This window comes from Bacteroidales bacterium (assembly GCA_035342335.1).
Classification (GTDB): Bacteria; Bacteroidota; Bacteroidia; order Bacteroidales; family JAGONC01; genus JAGONC01.
This window is the reverse complement of the sequence record DAOQWY010000015.1, coordinates 2635-22473: the sequence shown is the minus strand read 5'-3', so window position 1 is coordinate 22473 and position 19839 is coordinate 2635. Positions and strand designations below refer to the sequence as shown.

Sequence of the window (19839 nt, the reverse complement as noted above, 5' to 3'; positions counted from 1 at the left end):
AGATCATACAAATCCTTCCTTTTTGAATGCCCTAACCAGATGCGGTTCCAGATACGTATTCACATTGTACAGGTTTTCATTTCGTTCTTCGATCAGGCCAACCCTTTCCATCGAGATAATGATATCTTTTGCACGTACACTATCCATATGGAATATCCTGGCCATTTTATCACAATCCATTCTTTTTTGCAGAATCATATTGATCAGCACCAGTTTCCAGTCCTCATCCAGTTGCGACAACCTACTCATATCGGGAAGGCGCGGAGGTCGTATGTGGATCCGTTGACCGAAGACCCCGGTGATGTTGGCAAGCCAGGCCTTGAGGGCCATTCCGGGATTACCCTCTGAGTAATCAAAATAGGCATTGAAAAGGCTTGCCATCCGTATCTCTGACAGTTCTTCCTCATCCGTTTTGTTCAAGACAAACTTCAAACCACTTGAATGATGCCTGCGAATGATCATTTCCTTCAGATCCAATGCATCAAATGGACTCAGGGTGATGATGCTGATGAAAGCCTCCTGAAGCTTGACCATTCTCTGCATCAGGTCATAGGTGAACGGGTTCATGTTGACCACAAAGAGGACCTTTCTGCCGTAATCGTTGATCATCCGCTTGAGCAGTTTGACCACTTCCCATCCCTGTACCGAACGCTCCCACCAGAGTTCAAGATCGTGGATCATCAAAACACTATCTGAGGAAAGCGATGACAGGATCTCCTCAACGGAACCCTGTGTACGGGTCACTTTCTCCAATTCGGCTGTGAATTCCGACACCTGGCAGGAGCCTTCCGGAACGGGAAAAAGATGGTAAACCTGTTCTGAACTGAGAAGCTTTGCGGCCATATTCTTACAAAAAGTCGTCTTCCCTGCATTTCGCTCTCCGAGGATCAGGATCCCGCCCCCGTAACCGGAATGATGCCGCATCACAGCGATCCTGAACATTTGCTCTTCCTTTTCACGCCGGATCCAGAAGTCTTCGTTGATACTTGATCGGCCGCTGTACAGATTTTTGTAAAACTGGGGCAATTTTTCGAGTACTTTGTCTTTAGGACGCACCTGTTCAGCCAGGTCAATGATCCGCTGTGTTCCCTCCACTCCGGGCCCGGTTTCCGTGATCTTCCTGGCCAGGAGTATTCCCTCACTTCTTGAATAAAGCACCTTTGCCAGAAGACGCCTGAAAGCCTGATTCAACCTCTCTAAATAAATGTCCACTTTCTTTCGTACAGTTTTACCCTGGGGTTGACGTAAAAAGCGTGAATAATTGGATAATGTCAAAGGAATCCGATAAACGGTAAGCTGACCGAACACTTCCTGTAACGATCTGTCGATCCCATTGATGATATGTTCCTCCTCCCGGCGTATCTTTTCCTCTTCGTTCTGTATCTTCTCACTGGCCTCCTCAACAATGGAAACGATCACACGGGTCTTATCCGACAGATCGTCAGGAATATTTTGAAGATTAAAATACGTCAGGGTCAACAGATCCTGGATCGTGAGTATCGGGCCTTTCAACTTTTCGGTGCTTTCTTCCAGCTGGTCGTGGATCGTGCCAAGGAACCCCGATTCGATGTAAAAGCGAGTGATCTTACGCAGGGGGACCTCCTGTGGCTCTGGTGATTCATCCGTTTGAGCCTCTGCTGAACCGCCGGAAGGAATAACGATGCTCTCCGGTAGTAACTCTGTCAATTTGAGAACCTCATCCCCAAGTGTGTCAAAGTCCTGCAAAAACGTAAGGTCGTTATTGATCGCCTGGATGCGCTTTTTTAAACCGGTGAGCTCGTTCACATTCCCGCTGAACTTTTCCAGTTTTGAGCGAACCTTTTTAAGTTCCAGACAGTAACGGTTGTTCAATTGCTGATTGATGGACAAATACAGCTCATTAATCTTGTCTTTGACGCGATTCCTGTATGATTGTACCAGTAGGTCCAGGTGGATCTTATTGACCTGTAAGAGGGTTTGATCGTACCATGTTTCGGCGAATCCGGCATTTTCCTGAATCAATTTCTCATAATGGTTCCTTTTTCCGCGTTTTCGGCGTATCCGGAAATTGACATCGGCCTTTCCCAGGTCGTTACTCATCCGCTGAAGGTTCTTGTGGAACTCCGCTAACAGACGACGCTGCTCCTGTTCGGTGCGCTTCTTGATCCCTTCGCTTGACGCAGCAACTTTATCTTCGATGATCCGACGGTGTTTGATGACTGCATCCAGAAATTCATCCTTGTTCGATGCTTTTTTTAGGAGGGTTTCCAGCAGTTCATCCACAGAGATGGTCAGCGCGTGGCTTTCCGATAACTGGTTGAACAGGTCATTTTGAAACTGTTCAAGAAAGTCACTGAGAAAAACATGCTGATTGTTTCGCAGATAATAAGCCGCGATCTCCTGATAGTGGATCTTTGCCATCCAGGTTGCGCCGGGGCGGAGATGAGTTATGCGCCTGCGGAATTTAAACCACTTCAGCAAAAAGGGGTCCTTTTTCCGTATGGCAAGGTCTTTCGTTTCATAGGGAATCTCGATCCTGGCCGGAAATTGCAGGAGGGCCTGGTCAAGCTGGTTGATGTACCAGTTGATTCCGCTATCCAGCGTTGACTTCTGAAGATCAAGTTTCCTGGAAATGAGATCGGTGAAGATCCTGCTGGTTCTGAAATAAAAATCGTTGCTGATCTTGATCAGGGTTTTTGTCCTGCGGTATGCATCGGGAAGGTCGCCAAGCTGATCAATCTGGTCAAAAACCTTTTGAATGGCTGAATGGATTTCCCCGGCAAGCTTTTCAAGGTCCTGAAATACAGGAATGAACGTTTTTTCAAAGAAAAGGGCGTGCATCTGCCTTCCATGGATATCCATTTTGGCGATATCCTCCTGAACAACAGGGTATGGAGGAGCCTCCACGGCGGGCAGATCCGGATCCTGAGGCGGGAGGATGGTGCGCCCTGCATCAGGCTGCGGTTCCATGCCGAGATCAAACGATTCAAAATGGGAGGAGCTGTTCACCAGCAGGAAGGTACCAAGATGCTGCGACAGTGTAAGGACATTGTCAAAAACACGATCGATGTTCTGGTACTCCAAGTCGGGTAAACCGATCAATGTCAGGTCCGAAGCCCCTGATTCCCTGCAGATGACATCTTTAGCCGGCAATCCGTCGGCACTGTTGTCAATGATTTTAATTTCCATGGTGATCCGGTACCGGGTAAGGATCTGTTGCAGGATCTTGTGCAGGCTTTCTGTCCTGGCACGGACATTATTGATGACCATTACCCTGATACGGGCATCTTTCCAGTCACCCTCCGAAGTGAAATGTCGCAGGAGAAAGGTCGAAAAAATAAGGTTTCGGCCCTTGCCGCTCCACCAGACATCGATGGTTTTTTTCTCACCAAATTTTTTCGAAGTATTGTAATTCAATAAAATGCTATTGAAATTACTTTCTTTAAAGCCTTGAATAAGGTGCAAAAACTGCTCCTTATTTTTTGCATTTTTGCTCCACCCCATCAGGATCGTATTGGGTTCAATCCCTGAAAAACCATATACACGGGCAATTTCATCCATGCCCTCATAGATGTTGCGGCACTTATGCTGATGAATGAGGAATTCATCCTTTTTCCCTGACGCGGAAAAATAACGCTGGTCCTTGATCAGTCGTGGCTCCCTGGATTCCACCAGTTCAAAGGCGGAAAACATGCCCAGTCGGCCACTGAAGGCTTTCGCCATTTCAACCAGATGAGGTCTTGCCGTATCCTGCCCGCAAAAAAGAATGATATTGGGCCGCCAGTTACGGGTATTCTCGGAGGATTTTTTCAATCGCCGCAGGCCAGTCCTGACCATTGTAGCCCACACACTGCTCCAGGTATCCCCGGTTTCCAGTACCAGTTGCCTTCTCTTGAGTACGACAAAAAGCAATCCCAGGATGACCACACCAGCGATCATGGCCAGAAAGTCAAGCTGGATCATTACAATAAAACAGGCCACCGATCCCAGAATGCTAACCCAGGCCGGTGTTTTGAAGGATGGCCGGAAATCGGGACTGGTGATTCGTTCAAAGGCAGCGCTCAGGTTCAAAAATCCATAGGTGGTGATGAAAAATATGGAGACGATCCGGGCAATAACATTCAGTTCGCCGATCAGAATACCTGCTTCAGCGATCAGGAAGGTAAGCAAAAGGGCATTGCGTGGTTCATTGGCAACGCCCGCGCCCCTGGAAAAAATACGGGGGGTGATTCGGTCGATGGCGGTGGACTGCAAGATTCTGGGGGCAGCCAGGATACTTCCAAGGGCTGAACTCAACGTGGCACCCCAGATACCGGCGATCACAAGTTCCGGTACCAGGGCTATTTTGAATAAGGCACGGGGATCCGTGGCCAGCAACCCGGCATCCACTTTATAGGAATAAAAAAATGCCAGAATGATGTAAACGACCAATCCAATGATTATGGCCGAAATGGTACCCCTCGGGATCGATCTGTTGGGATTTTTCAGATCACCCGACATGGAAACGCCCGCTTCGAAGCCCGTCACTGCAGGGAAAAAGATACCAAACAGAACCATCAGCGGAATACCAGTGCCCTGTCCGAAAAAATTGGGCGATGAAGGTGCCATGTCATGCCGGCCCATCAGAATCGAGAGCAGCGACAGCCCCATGGCGATCATGATCAGGTACTGGGCTTTGATGGCAAGAGAAGCACTGATGAAGGTAATGATGGTCACCACCAGGAGAATGATACTTCCGGTGATGCGGATGGAGCGGATGTCCATCGGTAAATTGAAGTATCCGAGAAAGCTTTCTGAAAAACCAATCAGGTAGAGGCTCACGGCAAAAGACAATCCGACAAAAAGGGCCAGGCCGAGGGTCCCGCCGATGGGCAGTCCCAGGCTTCGCGAAATGATGTAATAGGTGCCGCCCTCTTTTACTTTCTTATCAGTGGCAATGGAGGATACACTCAGTCCGGTGGTGATGGAGATAAGATGGGCGATGAAAATGATACCCAGTGTGCCGAATAATCCCGCTTCCCCGACAATCATCGGCAGTCTCATATACATAATGACTCCGAGAATGGTCAGGATCGAAGGAGTGAACACCCCTCCAAATGTCCCGAATCGTTTTGCCGTAGTCATAGATGGAAAATTTTCCCCACCAATGAAAAATGATTCCTTCGATGGGCACTTTGACAGTACAATATTAAAAAATTATGTTCTGCATTGCAAGATAATCGAATTTATATAGATTTGCATAAGACAACCATGAAGAATTTCGATCAAGTAGTAGATTGGTTTCATTCGGTATGGAACCTTGAATTGTTCCACCTCGGTGAAAGTATTTTCACCACCAGGACTATCATTCTTCTGATAATTTCTCTTTTTCTGCTTTTGTTTCTGGCGTCAAAGATCCGAAAACTGCTCGTAAAAAAAATATTCCCAAGGTATAACCTCGATGTTGGTGTTAGCCAGGCCATTGCAAACATTGTGCGTTACTTTCTTGTCCTGCTGGGATTGCTGATCATATTCCAGACCACCGGAATCGACCTGAGCGCTCTGGGAATACTGATAGGAGCGCTGGGAATTGGGATCGGATTCGGATTACAAAGTGTCACCAATAATTTTATCAGCGGCATTATCATCCTTTTTGAAAGGCCTGTAAAGGTGGGTGACAGAGTTGAAATTGACGACCTCTCTGGTAATATTGTGAAGATTTCAGCCAGGGCCACCACCATCATCACCAACGACAATATCACCGTCATTGTACCCAATTCTGATTTTATTAATTCAAGGGTCATTAACTGGAGTCATAATGACAGAAATGTCAGGTTGAATTTCCCGGTTGGGGTGTCCTACAAGGAGGATCCCGAAATGATCCGTAAAATCCTGATTCAGGTTGCGGATGAAAATCCGGGTGTTTTGAAAAACCCCAGGCCCGAGGTGCTTTTTGATGAGTTTGCCGATAGCAGCCTCAACTTTATCCTGCGTGTATGGACTTCCGAATACATTGATACACCCATAATTCTGAAAAGCCAGCTATATTATGCCATATTTACCAGGTTCAAGGAAAATGCGATTGAGATCCCCTATCCGCAGCGGGATATCCATTTGAGAACAGGGTTTGAAATGGATTGATGCCAAAGCGATCATCCACGGATACAACGCCTGGTATTTCAAATGAAACAAGCTGTCAACACTGTTGTAACCGATCCTAATTCAATGGATTTAATTCTTTTATATGAAAGAATATGCTTCTTCGTTCATCGGAATGCTTTGGCTGTTATCTGTCTCCTTATCCCTGAACGCCCAGGATCAACAGATCACACCCACACGTGTCATTACCGGTGAATACCTTGGGGAAACCCCGCCATTACGGGATTTGCCGACCCTCACTGAGGCCGACTGGCAACGTATGGTGGAAAAAGCAGAACGAAAATTGCTCAATCCCAAGCTACGGACACGATCATATCCTTTTGCAGCCACAGCGCTTCCCCAGGGCCCGGATCCGGTTTGGCAAAGGCAAGGTGGGGCCGATCGCATTTCCAGGGCCCCAATCCTTAACTTCAACGGGCAGGATTCGCCCTACTACCCTCCTGATGCCAATGGTTCCGTGGGGCCCAACCATTATATGCAAACCATCAATACGGTTTATGCCATCTATGATAAATCCGGAATGCTGGTTGCCGGCCCCTCCGCTTTGAATACGCTTTTCGCAGGCGTCGCCGGATCTACGTGCAACGATGGCGATCCCATCGTCCTGTATGATGAGCAGGCTAACAGATGGCTGGTAGCCGAATTTTCCATTTGCGGCTCAAACGACTACCTGCTGGTAGCTGTGTCAACTACCAGCGATCCAACCGGTACCTGGCACAAATACTCCTTCGATGTTGCCGACATGCCCGATTATCCGAAGTTCGGGATCTGGCGGGATGGATATTACCTGGGCACCAATAATTCGACGGGCAATGACATTTATGTCCTTGAAAGAGATCAAATGCTCATCGGTGGCACGGCTCAGGCTGTTGGTTTCAACAATCCCTGGCGCCCGACCACGATCGACGGTTTCATGTGCGTGCCGCCACTGGATAACGACGGCCCTTTTGCCCCCGAAGGTGAACCGGGCCTGTTCATAACCATCAACGATGATGCGATCGGCGGCGGCAGCGACCAGCTCTGGATCTACGAACTGGATGTTGACTGGACAACGCCTTCCAGCTCCACCTTCACCCGTTCCCAACAAGTGAACGTGGCAGCTTTCGACAGCAATTTCGGCAGCAACTGGGACAACATCAAACAGCTGGGAACCTCGCAGGAACTGGACGCCATTCCCCAGGTGATCATGAATCCACCTCAGTACCGGAATTTCAACACCTATGAGACGATTCTCTGTTGTCATACGGTTGATGTGGATGCCACCGACCACGCCGGGATCCGATGGTATGAACTGCGGAGGGTTTCCGGCGGGGACTGGACGGTGAGGCAGCAGGGGACGTATGCTCCGGACAGTCATTCCCGGTGGATGGGAAGCATTGTGCTGAACGGGCAGAACGAGATCGGCCTGGGATATTCTGTTTCCAGCTCTTCCATCTACCCGGCCATTCGCTACTGCGGACAGTCAGCTGATGGATATGCCACCGCCAGCGGCATCCTCGATGTACCGGAGGAGATCATCCAGGATGGCGTTTATTTTCAGTCATCCTATAACCGCTGGGGTGATTATTCGGGCATGCAGGTTGATCCCACGGATGATGACACTTTCTGGTTCACCTCTGAGTACATCGGGACCGGGGGCGCACGGAAAACCAAAATTGCCAGCTTTATCATCGGCACGATGCCGCTGGCGGCCAATTTTTCAGCAAGCACGACCACACCGCTCCCCGGGGGGACCGTTGCTTTCACGGACCTCTCCACTGGCAGTCCAACTTCCTGGTCCTGGGAGTTTGAGGGTGGCACACCAGCCACCAGCACCCTGGAAAACCCAACAGTGACCTATGACACGATCGGGATCTATGATGTCACCCTGACTGTGAGCGATGGGGATGAAAGCGACACAGAAACCAAGACGAATTACATTCAGGTCGATCTGGCCTATTGTGCTTCAGGTAGCGCTGACTATTCGGATGAATGGATCGCGCAGGTCGCCTTTGGTTCCTTTACCAAAAATTCCGGTGCTGCAGGCTATTCCAATTTCACTTCCGACACCATTCCTGTCAATTCGGGAGAAACTTACAGTATCATCCTGACTCCAGCATATGCAGGCACTGTGTATGCTGAATACTGGAAGATCTGGATCGATTACAATCATGATGGGGACTTTTCGGATTCCGGCGAAGAGGTCTTTACGGCCAGCAATAAAAAAAACGCGGTTACCGGTTCAGTGGCTATTCCTTCTGATTTATCCGTAACCACAAGGATGCGTGTTTCCATGAAGTATGGCAGTGCTCCCGGTTACTGTGAATCGTTCACTTACGGGGAGGTTGAGGATTTTACCATCCTGATCGGTCCTGAAACACCTGCAGACAGTTATGTATACCTGAAGACCTTCCTGCAGGGAGCCTACAACACCGCCACGGACCTGATGCGGACCGACCTGAATGCAGGCAGCTACTTACCCCTCCTTCAACCCTATGCAACCACACCCCTGGCTTACGAAGGCACCGAGTCGGTAACCTCCTTTAACGCCGATGCAGTGGACTGGGTCGTTGTTGAGCTCCGAACGGATACGCTGGCCAGCACCCTGGTGGCACGACAGTCAGCCCTTCTGCTGAGCAATGGGTGGATTGTCGGCACCGATCAGGTCAATCCGCCGTTATTCAATGAGATTGTCCAGGGAAATTCTTATTATGTGGTCATCTATCACCGCAATCACTTTCCGGTGATGACCGCCAGCGCCATTATCCTTCCCAATACCCAGGCCACCAGGTATGACCTGACGGCCTCCGCCGCCAATGCATACAGAACCTCCAACGCGGTCTTCCCCCTTGAAACAGGAGTTTACGGGCAAATAGCCGGGGACGTCAACTGGGATAAACTGTTAAGGTACAGTGGAGCGAACAATGATAAATCCTATGTGTTTGTCCGGATCGGATCGCTGATCCCCTCCCCTGCAATGAACGATATCGTCACCGGTTACTATCCGGAAGACGTGGATATGAATGGAATCATTCGCTACAGCGGTACAGGGAACGATCCGGCGATGATCTTCACCAACATTGATTATTTTACCGACCCGACATACACTACCAGTACCTGGATTAGTGTTGTGCCGGTCAATTACTGATGACTGTGCAATCTTAATGGATCGGTCGGGGTAATTTTCACATTCCGTATAACTGGCATAAACCCCAGGGAGATCCCTGGATCCTTTTTTCTGGCGCAAGCACCGAAGAATTTAACCATTTACCCCTCCCCCGTCGAGGTTGTGACAAAAGGAATTATTATAATAAAAACCGCAAAGACGCAAAGTCCTCATAATCAATATTCTTTTTCTTAGTGGCTTCACGACTTTGCGGTGTAAAATGACTTTTGATACAACCTCGTGCAGGGGTGGGGTACAAAAAAAAACGAAACTCCTAATTATCAGGAGTTTCGTTTTCTGTCGGAGTGGCGAGATTTGAACTCGCGACCTCTTGACCCCCAGTCAAGCGCGCTAACCAGGCTGCGCTACACCCCGGGTGTGGGTGTGGGTGTGGTGGTGCAAAATTAGGATAAATTTGGTTTTTTAGCGCATTTTTGATCAGATATTTGATTTAGAGGCTAAATTTGTTTGGTTTTAACCAATCAAGACCTTATGGATCGACTGAATAAATACCTGATTGCAGGGGCTTCCTGTGTCATTCTGGCGGCCGGGCTGCACCAGATCGCCAGCCTGGTCAACCCGTTCCTGCTGTCACTGTTGCTGGCTTTTGCCATTTTACCCCTGACCAACTGGATGATCAGGATCAAGATCCCGAAGTACGGGGCCGTGGCACTTACGTTCATCCTGGTGCTCGTCGTGGGTACGCTGGTGAGCATCCTTGTCGGAAATTCCATCGTACGCTTCATCAACGATCTGCCGGCTTATGAGGTGAAGGTCAGGGCATTGTACTCAACCGTGAACGAATGGTTCGTTTCGATGGGTATCGATACGTCCAAACTTTGGTCATGGGGCATCTTCGATCCCGCCAGGATCCTGACCCTCGCTTCCTCTACCCTGTCGCGGATCGCCTCGATGTTAAGCGGTTTCTTTTTCATCAGCATACTGGTCGTGGTCTTCCTTTTTGAATTCCTGGTACTGAACAAAAAAATGGCCGGCGGAGCACTCCGCAACCACCTGGTCCTTTCCCGTTTTGGCCCGTTCAGCAACGACATCACCAAATACCTGTCGGTCACGGCCCTCTCAGGGTTCATTTCCTCCCTGGCCGACCTGATCCTGCTCTGGATCCTGGGCATCGAGTATGCCATCCTCTGGGCAGTGCTGGCCTGGTTCCTGAGCTTCATCCCCACCATCGGGTTCATCATTTCCATGATCCCCCCGGCCCTGCTGGCGCTGATCCTTTTCGGCTGGCAGAAGGCCCTGATCCTGATCGCTGGCTATGTCATCATCAATACAATCTCCGACAATGTTGTACGGCCCCTGTTCATGAAGGAGGGACTGAAAATATCCTTTCTCGAATTGTTCATTTCACTGATCTTCTGGACCTTTCTGCTGGGGATCATCGGCGGGATCGTCAGCGTTCCACTTACGATGGCGGTGAAGGAGGTGTTTGCAGCGTTGAGTGATGATCAGAAGACAGAAGACAGCAGTCAGAAGTCGATCCTGGTGGCCAAAACCAAGCGAGGGATCGGTATTGGGAGGAGGAAGGGTAGCCGGTAGCCGGTAGCCTGTAGCCGGTCGGCGGTAGCCGGTAGCCGGTAGCCGGTAGGCGGTTGCCGGTAGCCGGTCGGCGGTCGGCGGTCGGCGGTCGACGGTGGAGCGAAGCGACGTCCCGACGAAAGTCGGGATAAACTCCGCGCCGAGCAAATGACAACAAATAACGCGAGGCCTGAAAGGCCGAGCAAATGACCACAAATAACCATGAATAACCAATCAACCTCCCGCCGGAATTTCCTCAAAACCGCTGCTTTGGGAGCAGCAGGAGTCGGACTGGGTCTCAGGAGCCTGGCAGCGGACCGGTCAGCGACGCCCGGCGAATCGCGGTCACCGAACCGGATCCGCGGTCAGAAAAGCGTGATGGGCCTGGCCTGCGAACCGCTGGAAAAGGTCCGCATCGGTGTCATCGGCCTGGGCATGCGAGGAATGGAGGCCGTGGAACGCCTGCTCTTTGTGGAAGGGGTGGAGATCAGCGCAGTGTGTGATGTGCTGCCCGAACGGGTCGGCAAGGCACAACAGATCGTCACCGATAGGGGAAAACAACAACCGGCAGGATTCGCGGCAGGTGAAAACGACTGGATGAACCTGTGCCAGCTCGAAAACGTCGACCTGGTGTACATCTGTACGCCCTGGGAACTGCATACGCCCAACGCGATCCATGCCATGCAGCAGGGGAAGCATGCCGCCGTGGAGGTTCCGGCCGCCCTGACGCTGAAACAATGCTGGGAACTGGTCGATACGGCCGAACAGACCCGCCGGCACTGCATGATGCTGGAAAACTGCTGCTACGACTTCTTTGAGCTGGCCACCCTAAACATGGCCCGCCAGGGCGTCTTCGGTGAGATCATGCATGCCGAATGTGCATACATCCACGATCTGCGCTGGCTGAAATTCGATAAGGAAAACGGATACCACGCTATGTGGCGCCTGAAACACAGCATGAAACATACGGGAAATCCCTACCCCACCCACGGGCTGGGTCCCGTAGCCCAGATCCTGGGGATCAACCGCAGCGACCGGATGGCGTACCTGACCTCGATGTCGGCCAACCAGCTCGGCATGAGCCTCTACGCTGCCAATACATTTGGCAACGATTCCCCGGAAGCACGTCAGCATTATGAGCTGGGCGACATGAACACAACCCTGGTCAGGACACACCGTGGCAAAACGATCCTGATCCAGCACGACACCACCAGTCCCCGCCCCTACAGCCGCATCCACCTGATCAGCGGCACAAAGGGCATCGCCCAGAAATGGCCCGATCAGCGTATCGCCCTGGAACCTGAATCCCATCAATGGCTGCCTGAAGAAAAAATGGATCAAATGCTGCAGCAATACGAACATCCGCTGGCCCGGAAGGTGGGCGAAAAAGCAAAAGAGGTGGGTGGCCACGGCGGGATGGACTTCATCATGGACTGGCGGCTGATCCACTGCCTGCGCAACGGCCTGCCGCTCGACCAGGATGTGTACGATGCCGCAGCCTGGTCAAGCATCGTGGAATTAAGCGAACGATCGGTCCGAAATCACAGTCAACCGGCCGAAGTGCCCGACTTCACGCGGGGGGAATGGGAATCGCAACTCCCGCTGGGCATCGTGGAATGAATCCATCGCGGGTTCCTGCACTCCTCCCCTGCTGGCAGGGGTGGCGTACATTAAAACGATGATCCTCTTTGATTGCGATATTTCTTGTACTTTTATTGACGGAATCAAGATCATTGATCGAAACCCTTTTTGATGGGGTCATCATCTTTTTTTAGGTTCAATGCATTGATTATGAGAGGAATAAAAAGATACGGGCCATTCACCCTGATCCTCTGGATGTGTGCTGCAGGCGTTCTTGCTCAGCCAACAGATGAATTTCGTCCCGCTTCAGGGACCGAATTCATTGAGTGGGTTACCGACGCCTATGGCAGCGACGACCTGCTGGTTAGCGGAAGCATTTATATACCGTCCAGTCCGTTGATCGACCGCCATCCCTTTTTCGAACGGGAGGAATGGTTCAACGGAACCGTGTATGTCGAGGGCCGCAGGTTCGACCGCCAGGAGATCAGCTATGACCTTACAACGAAAAAAATGATCCTGAACGCCGTGTTCAAAGAGGGCGCCACCGTCAGGATCGTCCTCAACAGCTGGAAGATGGATTCCCTTTACCTGGACGACCATCTTTTCATCAACAACAAACACCTGGCGCTGGGTGAGCAGGATACGGCCTTCTATGAGCTGATCCACAGGAACGGATTCACCTTTGTTTCAGGATATCATAAAGAATACATCCGAAAATACTCCGCTTCCACACCCCACGGTCTGTGGTCGCAGCAGGCATCCCGCCACTATATCCATACCGGCCAGTGGTACCCTGTTTATTCAACGAAATCACTTTTGGCCTTTTTTCCGTCAGGAAAGGACCAGATCAGGCGGTTCTTACATAAGAACCATATCCGGTACCGCAAGGCCACCAGCAGTCAAATCAAGCTTTTACTGGATTATTGCAGTCAATTTTATCCGTCGGCAGAATGAGGAAGCATTTAAAGTACGGATTGATGGGTGGCTTTCTGCTTGGATGGCATTTCTTTGCGATGGCTCAGGTTGATCAGGTCGTGGTGTCAGGGTTTCCGGATGGGATCTCCTGGAATGAATTTGTCGCTGCCGTTGAAAATGCCTATCCTGTCCGTTTTTATTATGATCCTGACAGCCTTCCTGAGGTGACCCTATCCATTGAACAGGATTCTGTTCCGCTGACCGGATTTCTCACGGAATTGTTTTCACCCTATGGGTTCGAAGTGTCCACCGACCGGGCCGGGAATGTTTTCATTTTCAAGGATCGCCGGATCCGGTCCGCCCTGCCGGAGATCTGCCACATTACGCTGTTGCAGGACGCAAAAGATGAGACCTTGCCTGCCGGAAATGAAAGGGAGGCCACTGTCAGCGGATTTCTGGACACCTACCGGGAATTCATTGTCGAGAATGTGATCATCGGTTCGAAGCTCAAGGGATTTGGCAGTACGCAGGCAACGATCCGGGGGAAGGTCACCAACGCAATGGACCATTCGCCGGCCGTGCAGGCCAATGTCTATGTCGAGGAAACACGGAGCCTTGCGGTCACGAATGATTCAGGCCAGTACCAGCTGGTGCTGCCGCTGGGCAAATACACGCTTTCGGTGAGCAGCCTGGGCAGTTTTGATAAAAAGTACAAGCTCACCCTGCTCTCCGACGGGAGACTCGACGTGGTTCTCGACCACCGGGTATATGCCCTGGAGGAGGTGGAGATCACCTCCGACCGGTTCAATCGCGTGAAAGGGACGCAGATGGGGTATGAACGGCTTTCCACCAAAGAGATCAAAGAGATCCCCGTTGTCCTCGGTGAGAAGGACCTGATCAAGGTGGCCCTGCTGCTGCCCGGGATTCAAACGGTCGGGGAAGCCACCAGCGGATTCAATGTCAGGGGAAGCCCCGTTGACCAGAACCTGTTCTATATCAACAGCGTACCCGTTTACAACACCTCTCACGTCTTTGGGTTCTTCTCATCGTTCAATCCCGAAGCAGTCAGTGATTTTTCGATCTATAAAAGCCATATCCCCGTTCAATACGGCGGAAGACTCTCTTCCATCTTCTCCGTTGCCAGCCGGCAGGGGGACCTGAAAAAATTCTCCTTCAGGGGCGGCATCAGCCCGGTAGCTGCCCGCCTGCTGGTGGAGGGCCCCTTCAAAGAGGATAAAAGCAGCTATATGCTGGCCGTTAGAAGTACTTACTCCGACTGGGTGCTGAATCTGATCAAGGAGCCGGACATCCACAACAGCAGTGCCTTTTTTGCAGATGGCATCGCCAATCTGACCTTCCGCCTGGACGACCGCAACAGGATCGATTTTTTCTCGTACGGGAGCTACGACGATGCACAGATCGCCACACTCTCCGCCTATACCTACGGGAATGCCGGCGCCTCCCTTGCGTGGAACAATCAGTTCGGGCAAAGGCATTCCGCTGCACTGTCGCTGATCTATAACCGGTACAGGCTTGGCGAGAAGAATACCGAATATGCGATGGAAGCCTATGAACGATCCTTCACCCTCGGGCATTACGAACTCAGATCCTCCGTTACGCTCAGGCCTTCGTTAAACCACACAGTCGATGTGGGATTGAATTCGATCCTTTATCAGGCAGCCAGGGGCGACCTGCTGCCTTATGGCGATGCCTCCACGCTGATCCCGGAAAGTTATGAGCCGGAAAAGGGCATCGAAACGGCCATCTATGCCGGCGATGAATGGAAAGCAGCGCCCAAGCTGATCCTGAACGGCGGTCTGCGTTACACGGTTTACACCTACCTCGGCCCAAAGACCGTCTTTACCTACAAGCCAGGGTACCCGGTTGAGGCCATTAACCTGACCGATACGCTGCATTACGGAAACAATGCACTCATCAAGACCTACAACGGTCTGGATTACCGGCTGGGCGCAACCTACCTGCTGACCGGCCATCTGTCGGTCAAAGCCAGCTACAACCGGCTTCACCAGTACCTTTTCATGCTCTCCAACACCATTGCCATCTCCCCGACCGATATCTGGAAGCTCTGCGACTATCATATCAAACCGCTGACGGGCGACCAGTACACCCTGGGATTGTACTCCTCACTGCTGGGTGAGATGTTCGAGGTTTCGCTCGAAGGATACTACAAGAACATCCGTAACCTTGTGGAATACAAGGACGGAGCCGATCTGACCGAAGCAGATCTGATCGAGACCGAGTTGATCCAGGGAGACCTGGACTCCTACGGGATTGAATTCATGCTGAAAAAATCCTATGGAAAACTCAACGGCTGGGTCAATTATACCTGGTCGAGGGCGCTGGTGCAGGCGAACAACCCGGTGACCGGGGAGATGAACAACTTTGGCGAAGTTTATCCGGCCAACTTCGACAAGCCTCACTCGGCCAATCTGGTGCTCAACTACCGCATTACAAAACGCCTGAGTTTCTCATCAAACATTGTGTATTCGACAGGAAGACCGGTGACCTATCCCACTGCGGTCTATTACCTCAACGAAACGCAGATCACCCACTATTCAAGGCGTAACGAGTACCGCATCCCTGATTATTTCAGGGTGGATCTGTCGATGAACATAGAGGGGAACCTGAAGGCCAGGAAGCTGCTCCACGGTTCCTTTTCATTTTCAGTCTATAATCTCACCGGAAGAAATAATGCCTATTCGGTATATTTTACGACCGAAACGGGCATGATCAAGGCTTACCGCCTGTCCATCTTCGGGGTACCCATTTTTTCGGTCAGTTATAATTTCAAGCTGGGCAACTATGACAGTTAAAAACATCCTGATCGTTTTCCTGTGCCTGATCCTGGTCACTGCCTGCATTGATGAATACTGGCCGGATATCAGCGATTACGAGCCGCTGATGGTCGTCGACGGGACCCTGACGAACGGAACCGGACCGTATGCTGTCAGGTTGTCGGTGACATCCGACGTAAATCATCCGAAATATGAACCTTTACCAGCCTGTACGGTCACCATTGAGGATGATGCCGGGAACATTGAATCGCTCACCGAGACCGAACCGGGTCTGTACGTCACTGTATCGGAAAATTTCAGGGGGGTCGTTGGACGGCAATACAGAATCTGGATCATCACTCCGGAGAGCAAGACCTACTCCTCCCCTTTTCAGAGGCTTCTGGCCCCGGTCGGCATCGATACGGTTTACACGGAAGTTGAGTATCGCGAAATCCCTGATTTGAACCATGACCTGGCCGGATTACAGTTCTACCTGGATACCTACCGGGCGGAAAATGACTCGAACTACTATCTGTGGAAGCTCGAGGAAACGTTTCTGTTCCATACCGACTTTTTCATTGATTATCTTTATATGGGGTACTGGGAGCAATTCAGCAACAGGGACTCGGTGCACACCTGCTGGACCACGCAGAACGTCTATGAATTTTTCACCGCCCACACGCTCAACCTGACGAACCCCACTCTCATCCGTTATCCGTTGCATTATGTGGATACGGAATCCCGTCGCCTGCAGGTCAAATACAGCCTGCTTGTCCATCAGTACACCATTGACGCCGACGCCCATTCCTTTTACGATCAGGTCAGGAACCTGATGGTGGATGCCGGAAAGCTTTATACAAAACAACCCTACCAGATAAGAGGCAATGTCAGCAACGACGATGACCCCGGCGAGCCCGTCCTGGGCTATTTCCTGGTCGGAGGACTCGACTCCATACGGATCTTTGTCAAGCGGCCCCTGGACGTTCCGTTTTACTACCCGGTCTGTGAGCTGATCACCGACATGCGGTCCCTGTACTTCATGCCACGATCCTACTGGCCGATCTATGTGACCGAGAACGCGCAGGGCCAGCGGGGATACGCTTCCGATGCATGCTTTGACTGTACATTGAACGGCGGGGTTCTTGAAGAACCTGATTTCTGGGAATGAAAAAGATGCAAAACAGGATCATCATACTGCTTTGGGGACTTTTAGGATCATTATGGGTTCCCCCGGAACTGACGGCCCAGGGTGCCTGGATCCCCGGACCGTTTCCCCCGGGTACGCTCCCCCTGGAGCGGATCGTGCTGCAGACCGACCGGGATCTCTACATCTCCGGTGAGGACATCTGGTTCACGGCAACCTGTTCGCTGACCAATGCAGGAGCAATGAAGCAGATGAGCCAGGTTGTGTATGTCGAGCTGTTCAACAGCCAGCACGAGGTCCTTTTACGGGAAAAATTCCCGATGCGCGACAGGGTGGCTTCCGGGCGCCTGGAGATCCCTGCAGAGGCCGCCACAGATGCCTGCCTGCTGAGAGCCTACACAAACTATCAGCGGAACTTCCCGCCGGAAAGCTTTGCGATGAAATGCCTGACGATCATCAACCCCGACATACCCTACGAATATAAGCTCGAGCCGGCCGATGAGATCATCATCATACCCGAAGGGGGCAGTCTGGTTTCAGGATGCCCATCCAGGATCGCAGTACGGGTTGAGACCGGCGGGCCGGGGACAAAGCTGAGGGCGCTGCTGACCGACCAGCGGGGGCGAACGGTTGCCCCGGTCAGAATGTTTCCCGGCGGGCTGGGCGTCTGCGAATTCACGCCGGTGGATTCGCTCAGCTACGCCCTCAGGATCATTCGAAAGGAAGGCGATACGATCACCGGGCCGCTGCCCCCGGCAGAACGTACAGGTTTCTCCCCATCCCTGAGACATACCCCGGAAGGATTGGTATACCAGGCGGGCGGAGTGCTTCCTGAAAGCGATTACAAAGGCGACAGCCTCATCCTCTGTGTGAAGTCGGCCGAGATGATCACCCTGGATGAGATACGCTTAAAACGGTCTCAAATGCCGCTACGTTTGGTTATTCCATACCCGGATTTATACCGGGGGATGATCTACCTGGTCCTGAAAGAATCAACAGGTGAAATCCTGCACGTTTTGCCGGCATTCATCCCGCCTGCAAAGGCCCAATCGCTGACGGTTGAAACAGAGCGGTCCGTCTATTCCTGCAGGGAGGAGGCGACGGTCAGCATCCAGGCTCCCGGAACGAAGGATGAGCCCATCAGGCTTACGGTTGCGGTCGTCAAGCAGGGTCTGGAAAGGACGTCCGGTTCGCAGCTGGATGGTTCTTCCATACGGAACCCATTCCTGATCCATTCACTTTCAGGTCAGGTTGAGATTTGGGATGATAAGCTGACAGAGCAGGCCGATCTGTGCATGATCCTTTACACACCGCGTGTCAATACGCTTCTTTTCCGGTCAGGACTGGCAGCAATGGAGCGCGGCGGACTGAATTTTCTGCCTGATATCCGGGATGTCAGCCTCAGCGGCCAGGTGACCAGCAAAAAGACGAAGGAAGGAGCTCCGGCTGCGCAGGTCATTTTAAGTGTACTGGGCCAGTCGCAGTTGCATATGGCCAGAACCGACCCCCACGGGCGGTTCGTTTTTCCCCTGAACAACCTCACCGGGGAGCAGCATATCCTCCTGGCGCCGCATGCACAAAAGGATCATAACGTGGAGATCCTCGTTCACCAGGATTTTTCCGGTCAGTTCCCCGATCAACTTGACCTGGTCCCGGTACTGGATTCATCCTTGAGGGACAAGATCGAAGAAACGTGGATCAATGCGCAGGTCACCCGGTTCAATCCTCCCCTTTTGCCGGAGGTGTCACCAGGGGCGGCGGCCGACATTCTGTTCGCAGAGGAACGGGTGAAGGTGGTCCTGTCGGATTACATCGGGATGACGAGCCTTTATGAGGTATTCTGGGAGATCGTGCCGTTTGTCCAGATCCGGAAAAAGAAGGATCATTACCAGGTGCAGATCACCAACGACCGGTTGGAGGTGTACGAGGATCCCCTGGTTTTGCTCGACAACGTGCCGGTGAGCAGCGTTGATGAGCTGCTCAAGGTCCCTCCTGCCCTGGTTGACCGCATCGAGGTGATCAATCACCCTTACATCCACGGTGATTTTGTGCTGAACGGTGCGCTGATGGTTTACACGATTACCGAAAATTTCGCCGGAAGTTCCTTCCCCGCAGGATCCGTATTTCTGGATTATCAGACGATCACGCCACCGGCCGACTTTCCTGTATATGACTATTCAACAGAGAAACAAAAGACCGGCCGCATGCCCGATTTCCGCAACGTGCTGCACTGGGATCCCGGTCTGGTGCTGCGCAAGCACAAGGCAGCTTTTACATTTTACACTTCCGATCATTGCGGGGATTATGACGTTGTGGTCAGGGGGATGGGGAGCGACGGGAAGTGTTACTCTGGGAAAAGTATCTTTCGGGTCACGCAGGACCGTTAAAAAGTCTCAAATCACAGGGTAACAAATCCCGGCTTTTCGGGATTAACAGATATAGAGCCTGGCTTTTACCCTAAACCATACTTACCCCGCTCTTCAGAGCGGAGACGACAGAACGCACCAGGCATACTTACCCCGCTCCTCAGAGCGGAGACGACAGAACGCAGCAGGCATACTTACCCCGCTCCTCAGAGCGGAGACGACAGAACGCAGCAGGCATAC

General features: G+C 51.7%; 9 protein-coding genes and 1 tRNA gene. 8 read left to right on the top strand and 2 right to left on the bottom strand.

What is annotated here, in order from left to right; all coding sequences use genetic code 11:
* Positions 1-3 precede the first annotated feature (3 nt).
* Positions 4-5103, bottom strand: a complete 5100-nt coding sequence (locus PKI34_08730; GenBank protein HNS17891.1) for a hypothetical protein — start codon at positions 5101-5103, stop codon at positions 4-6.
* A 126-nt stretch (positions 5104-5229) separates the two neighbouring features.
* Between PKI34_08730 and PKI34_08725 the strand changes: the two genes are divergently transcribed.
* Together PKI34_08725 and PKI34_08720 are read left to right on the top strand one after the other, a co-directional pair.
* On the top strand, positions 5230-6099 hold the full coding sequence (locus PKI34_08725) for a mechanosensitive ion channel (protein ID HNS17890.1): 870 nt from the start codon (positions 5230-5232) through the stop codon (positions 6097-6099).
* Between the two features lie 103 nt (positions 6100-6202).
* Positions 6203-9244: a GEVED domain-containing protein gene (locus tag PKI34_08720; GenBank protein ID HNS17889.1), complete on the top strand. Its 3042-nt coding sequence runs from the start codon at positions 6203-6205 to the stop codon at positions 9242-9244.
* Positions 9245-9562: 318 nt separating this feature from the next.
* Here PKI34_08720 and PKI34_08715 read toward each other — a convergent pair.
* A tRNA-Pro gene (locus PKI34_08715) sits at positions 9563-9637 on the bottom strand.
* A gap of 117 nt (positions 9638-9754) precedes the next feature.
* On the opposite strand from PKI34_08715, the gene PKI34_08710 reads away from it, so the two are divergent.
* The 6 genes from PKI34_08710 to PKI34_08685 all read left to right on the top strand — a co-directional run bounded on the left by PKI34_08710 (position 9755) and on the right by PKI34_08685 (position 19620).
* On the top strand, positions 9755-10819 hold the full coding sequence (locus tag PKI34_08710) for an AI-2E family transporter (GenBank protein HNS17888.1): 1065 nt from the start codon (positions 9755-9757) through the stop codon (positions 10817-10819).
* A gap of 201 nt (positions 10820-11020) precedes the next feature.
* Positions 11021-12418 (top strand): Gfo/Idh/MocA family oxidoreductase, encoded by a 1398-nt coding sequence (locus tag PKI34_08705; GenBank protein ID HNS17887.1) that lies wholly within the window; start codon positions 11021-11023, stop codon positions 12416-12418.
* A 171-nt stretch (positions 12419-12589) separates the two neighbouring features.
* Positions 12590-13333, top strand: a complete 744-nt coding sequence (locus PKI34_08700) for a hypothetical protein (protein HNS17886.1) — start codon at positions 12590-12592, stop codon at positions 13331-13333.
* Positions 13330-16128, top strand: coding sequence for a TonB-dependent receptor (locus tag PKI34_08695; GenBank protein HNS17885.1), 2799 nt, complete (start codon positions 13330-13332; stop codon positions 16126-16128). The genes PKI34_08700 and PKI34_08695 overlap by 4 nt, the downstream gene beginning before the upstream one ends.
* Complete coding sequence (locus tag PKI34_08690) at positions 16118-17257, top strand: DUF4249 domain-containing protein (GenBank protein ID HNS17884.1); 1140 nt, start codon at positions 16118-16120, stop codon at positions 17255-17257. The genes PKI34_08695 and PKI34_08690 overlap by 11 nt, the downstream gene beginning before the upstream one ends.
* Positions 17254-19620 carry a hypothetical protein gene (locus PKI34_08685; protein ID HNS17883.1) on the top strand — a complete coding sequence of 789 codons (2367 nt, stop codon included), beginning with the start codon at positions 17254-17256 and terminating at the stop codon, positions 19618-19620. The genes PKI34_08690 and PKI34_08685 overlap by 4 nt, the downstream gene beginning before the upstream one ends.
* The last annotated feature ends 219 nt before the right edge of the window (positions 19621-19839 follow it).

Coding starts and splice junctions, on each gene's coding strand:
- PKI34_08705 (HNS17887.1), top strand. CDS start 11,021: ATGAATAACCAATCAACCTCCCGCCGGAATTTCCTCAAAACCGCTGCT.
- PKI34_08730 (HNS17891.1), bottom strand. CDS start 5,103: ATGACTACGGCAAAACGATTCGGGACATTTGGAGGGGTGTTCACTCCT.
- PKI34_08695 (HNS17885.1), top strand. CDS start 13,330: ATGAGGAAGCATTTAAAGTACGGATTGATGGGTGGCTTTCTGCTTGGA.
- PKI34_08725 (HNS17890.1), top strand. CDS start 5,230: ATGAAGAATTTCGATCAAGTAGTAGATTGGTTTCATTCGGTATGGAAC.
- PKI34_08685 (HNS17883.1), top strand. CDS start 17,254: ATGAAAAAGATGCAAAACAGGATCATCATACTGCTTTGGGGACTTTTA.
- PKI34_08720 (HNS17889.1), top strand. CDS start 6,203: ATGAAAGAATATGCTTCTTCGTTCATCGGAATGCTTTGGCTGTTATCT.
- PKI34_08700 (HNS17886.1), top strand. CDS start 12,590: ATGAGAGGAATAAAAAGATACGGGCCATTCACCCTGATCCTCTGGATG.
- PKI34_08690 (HNS17884.1), top strand. CDS start 16,118: ATGACAGTTAAAAACATCCTGATCGTTTTCCTGTGCCTGATCCTGGTC.
- PKI34_08710 (HNS17888.1), top strand. CDS start 9,755: ATGGATCGACTGAATAAATACCTGATTGCAGGGGCTTCCTGTGTCATT.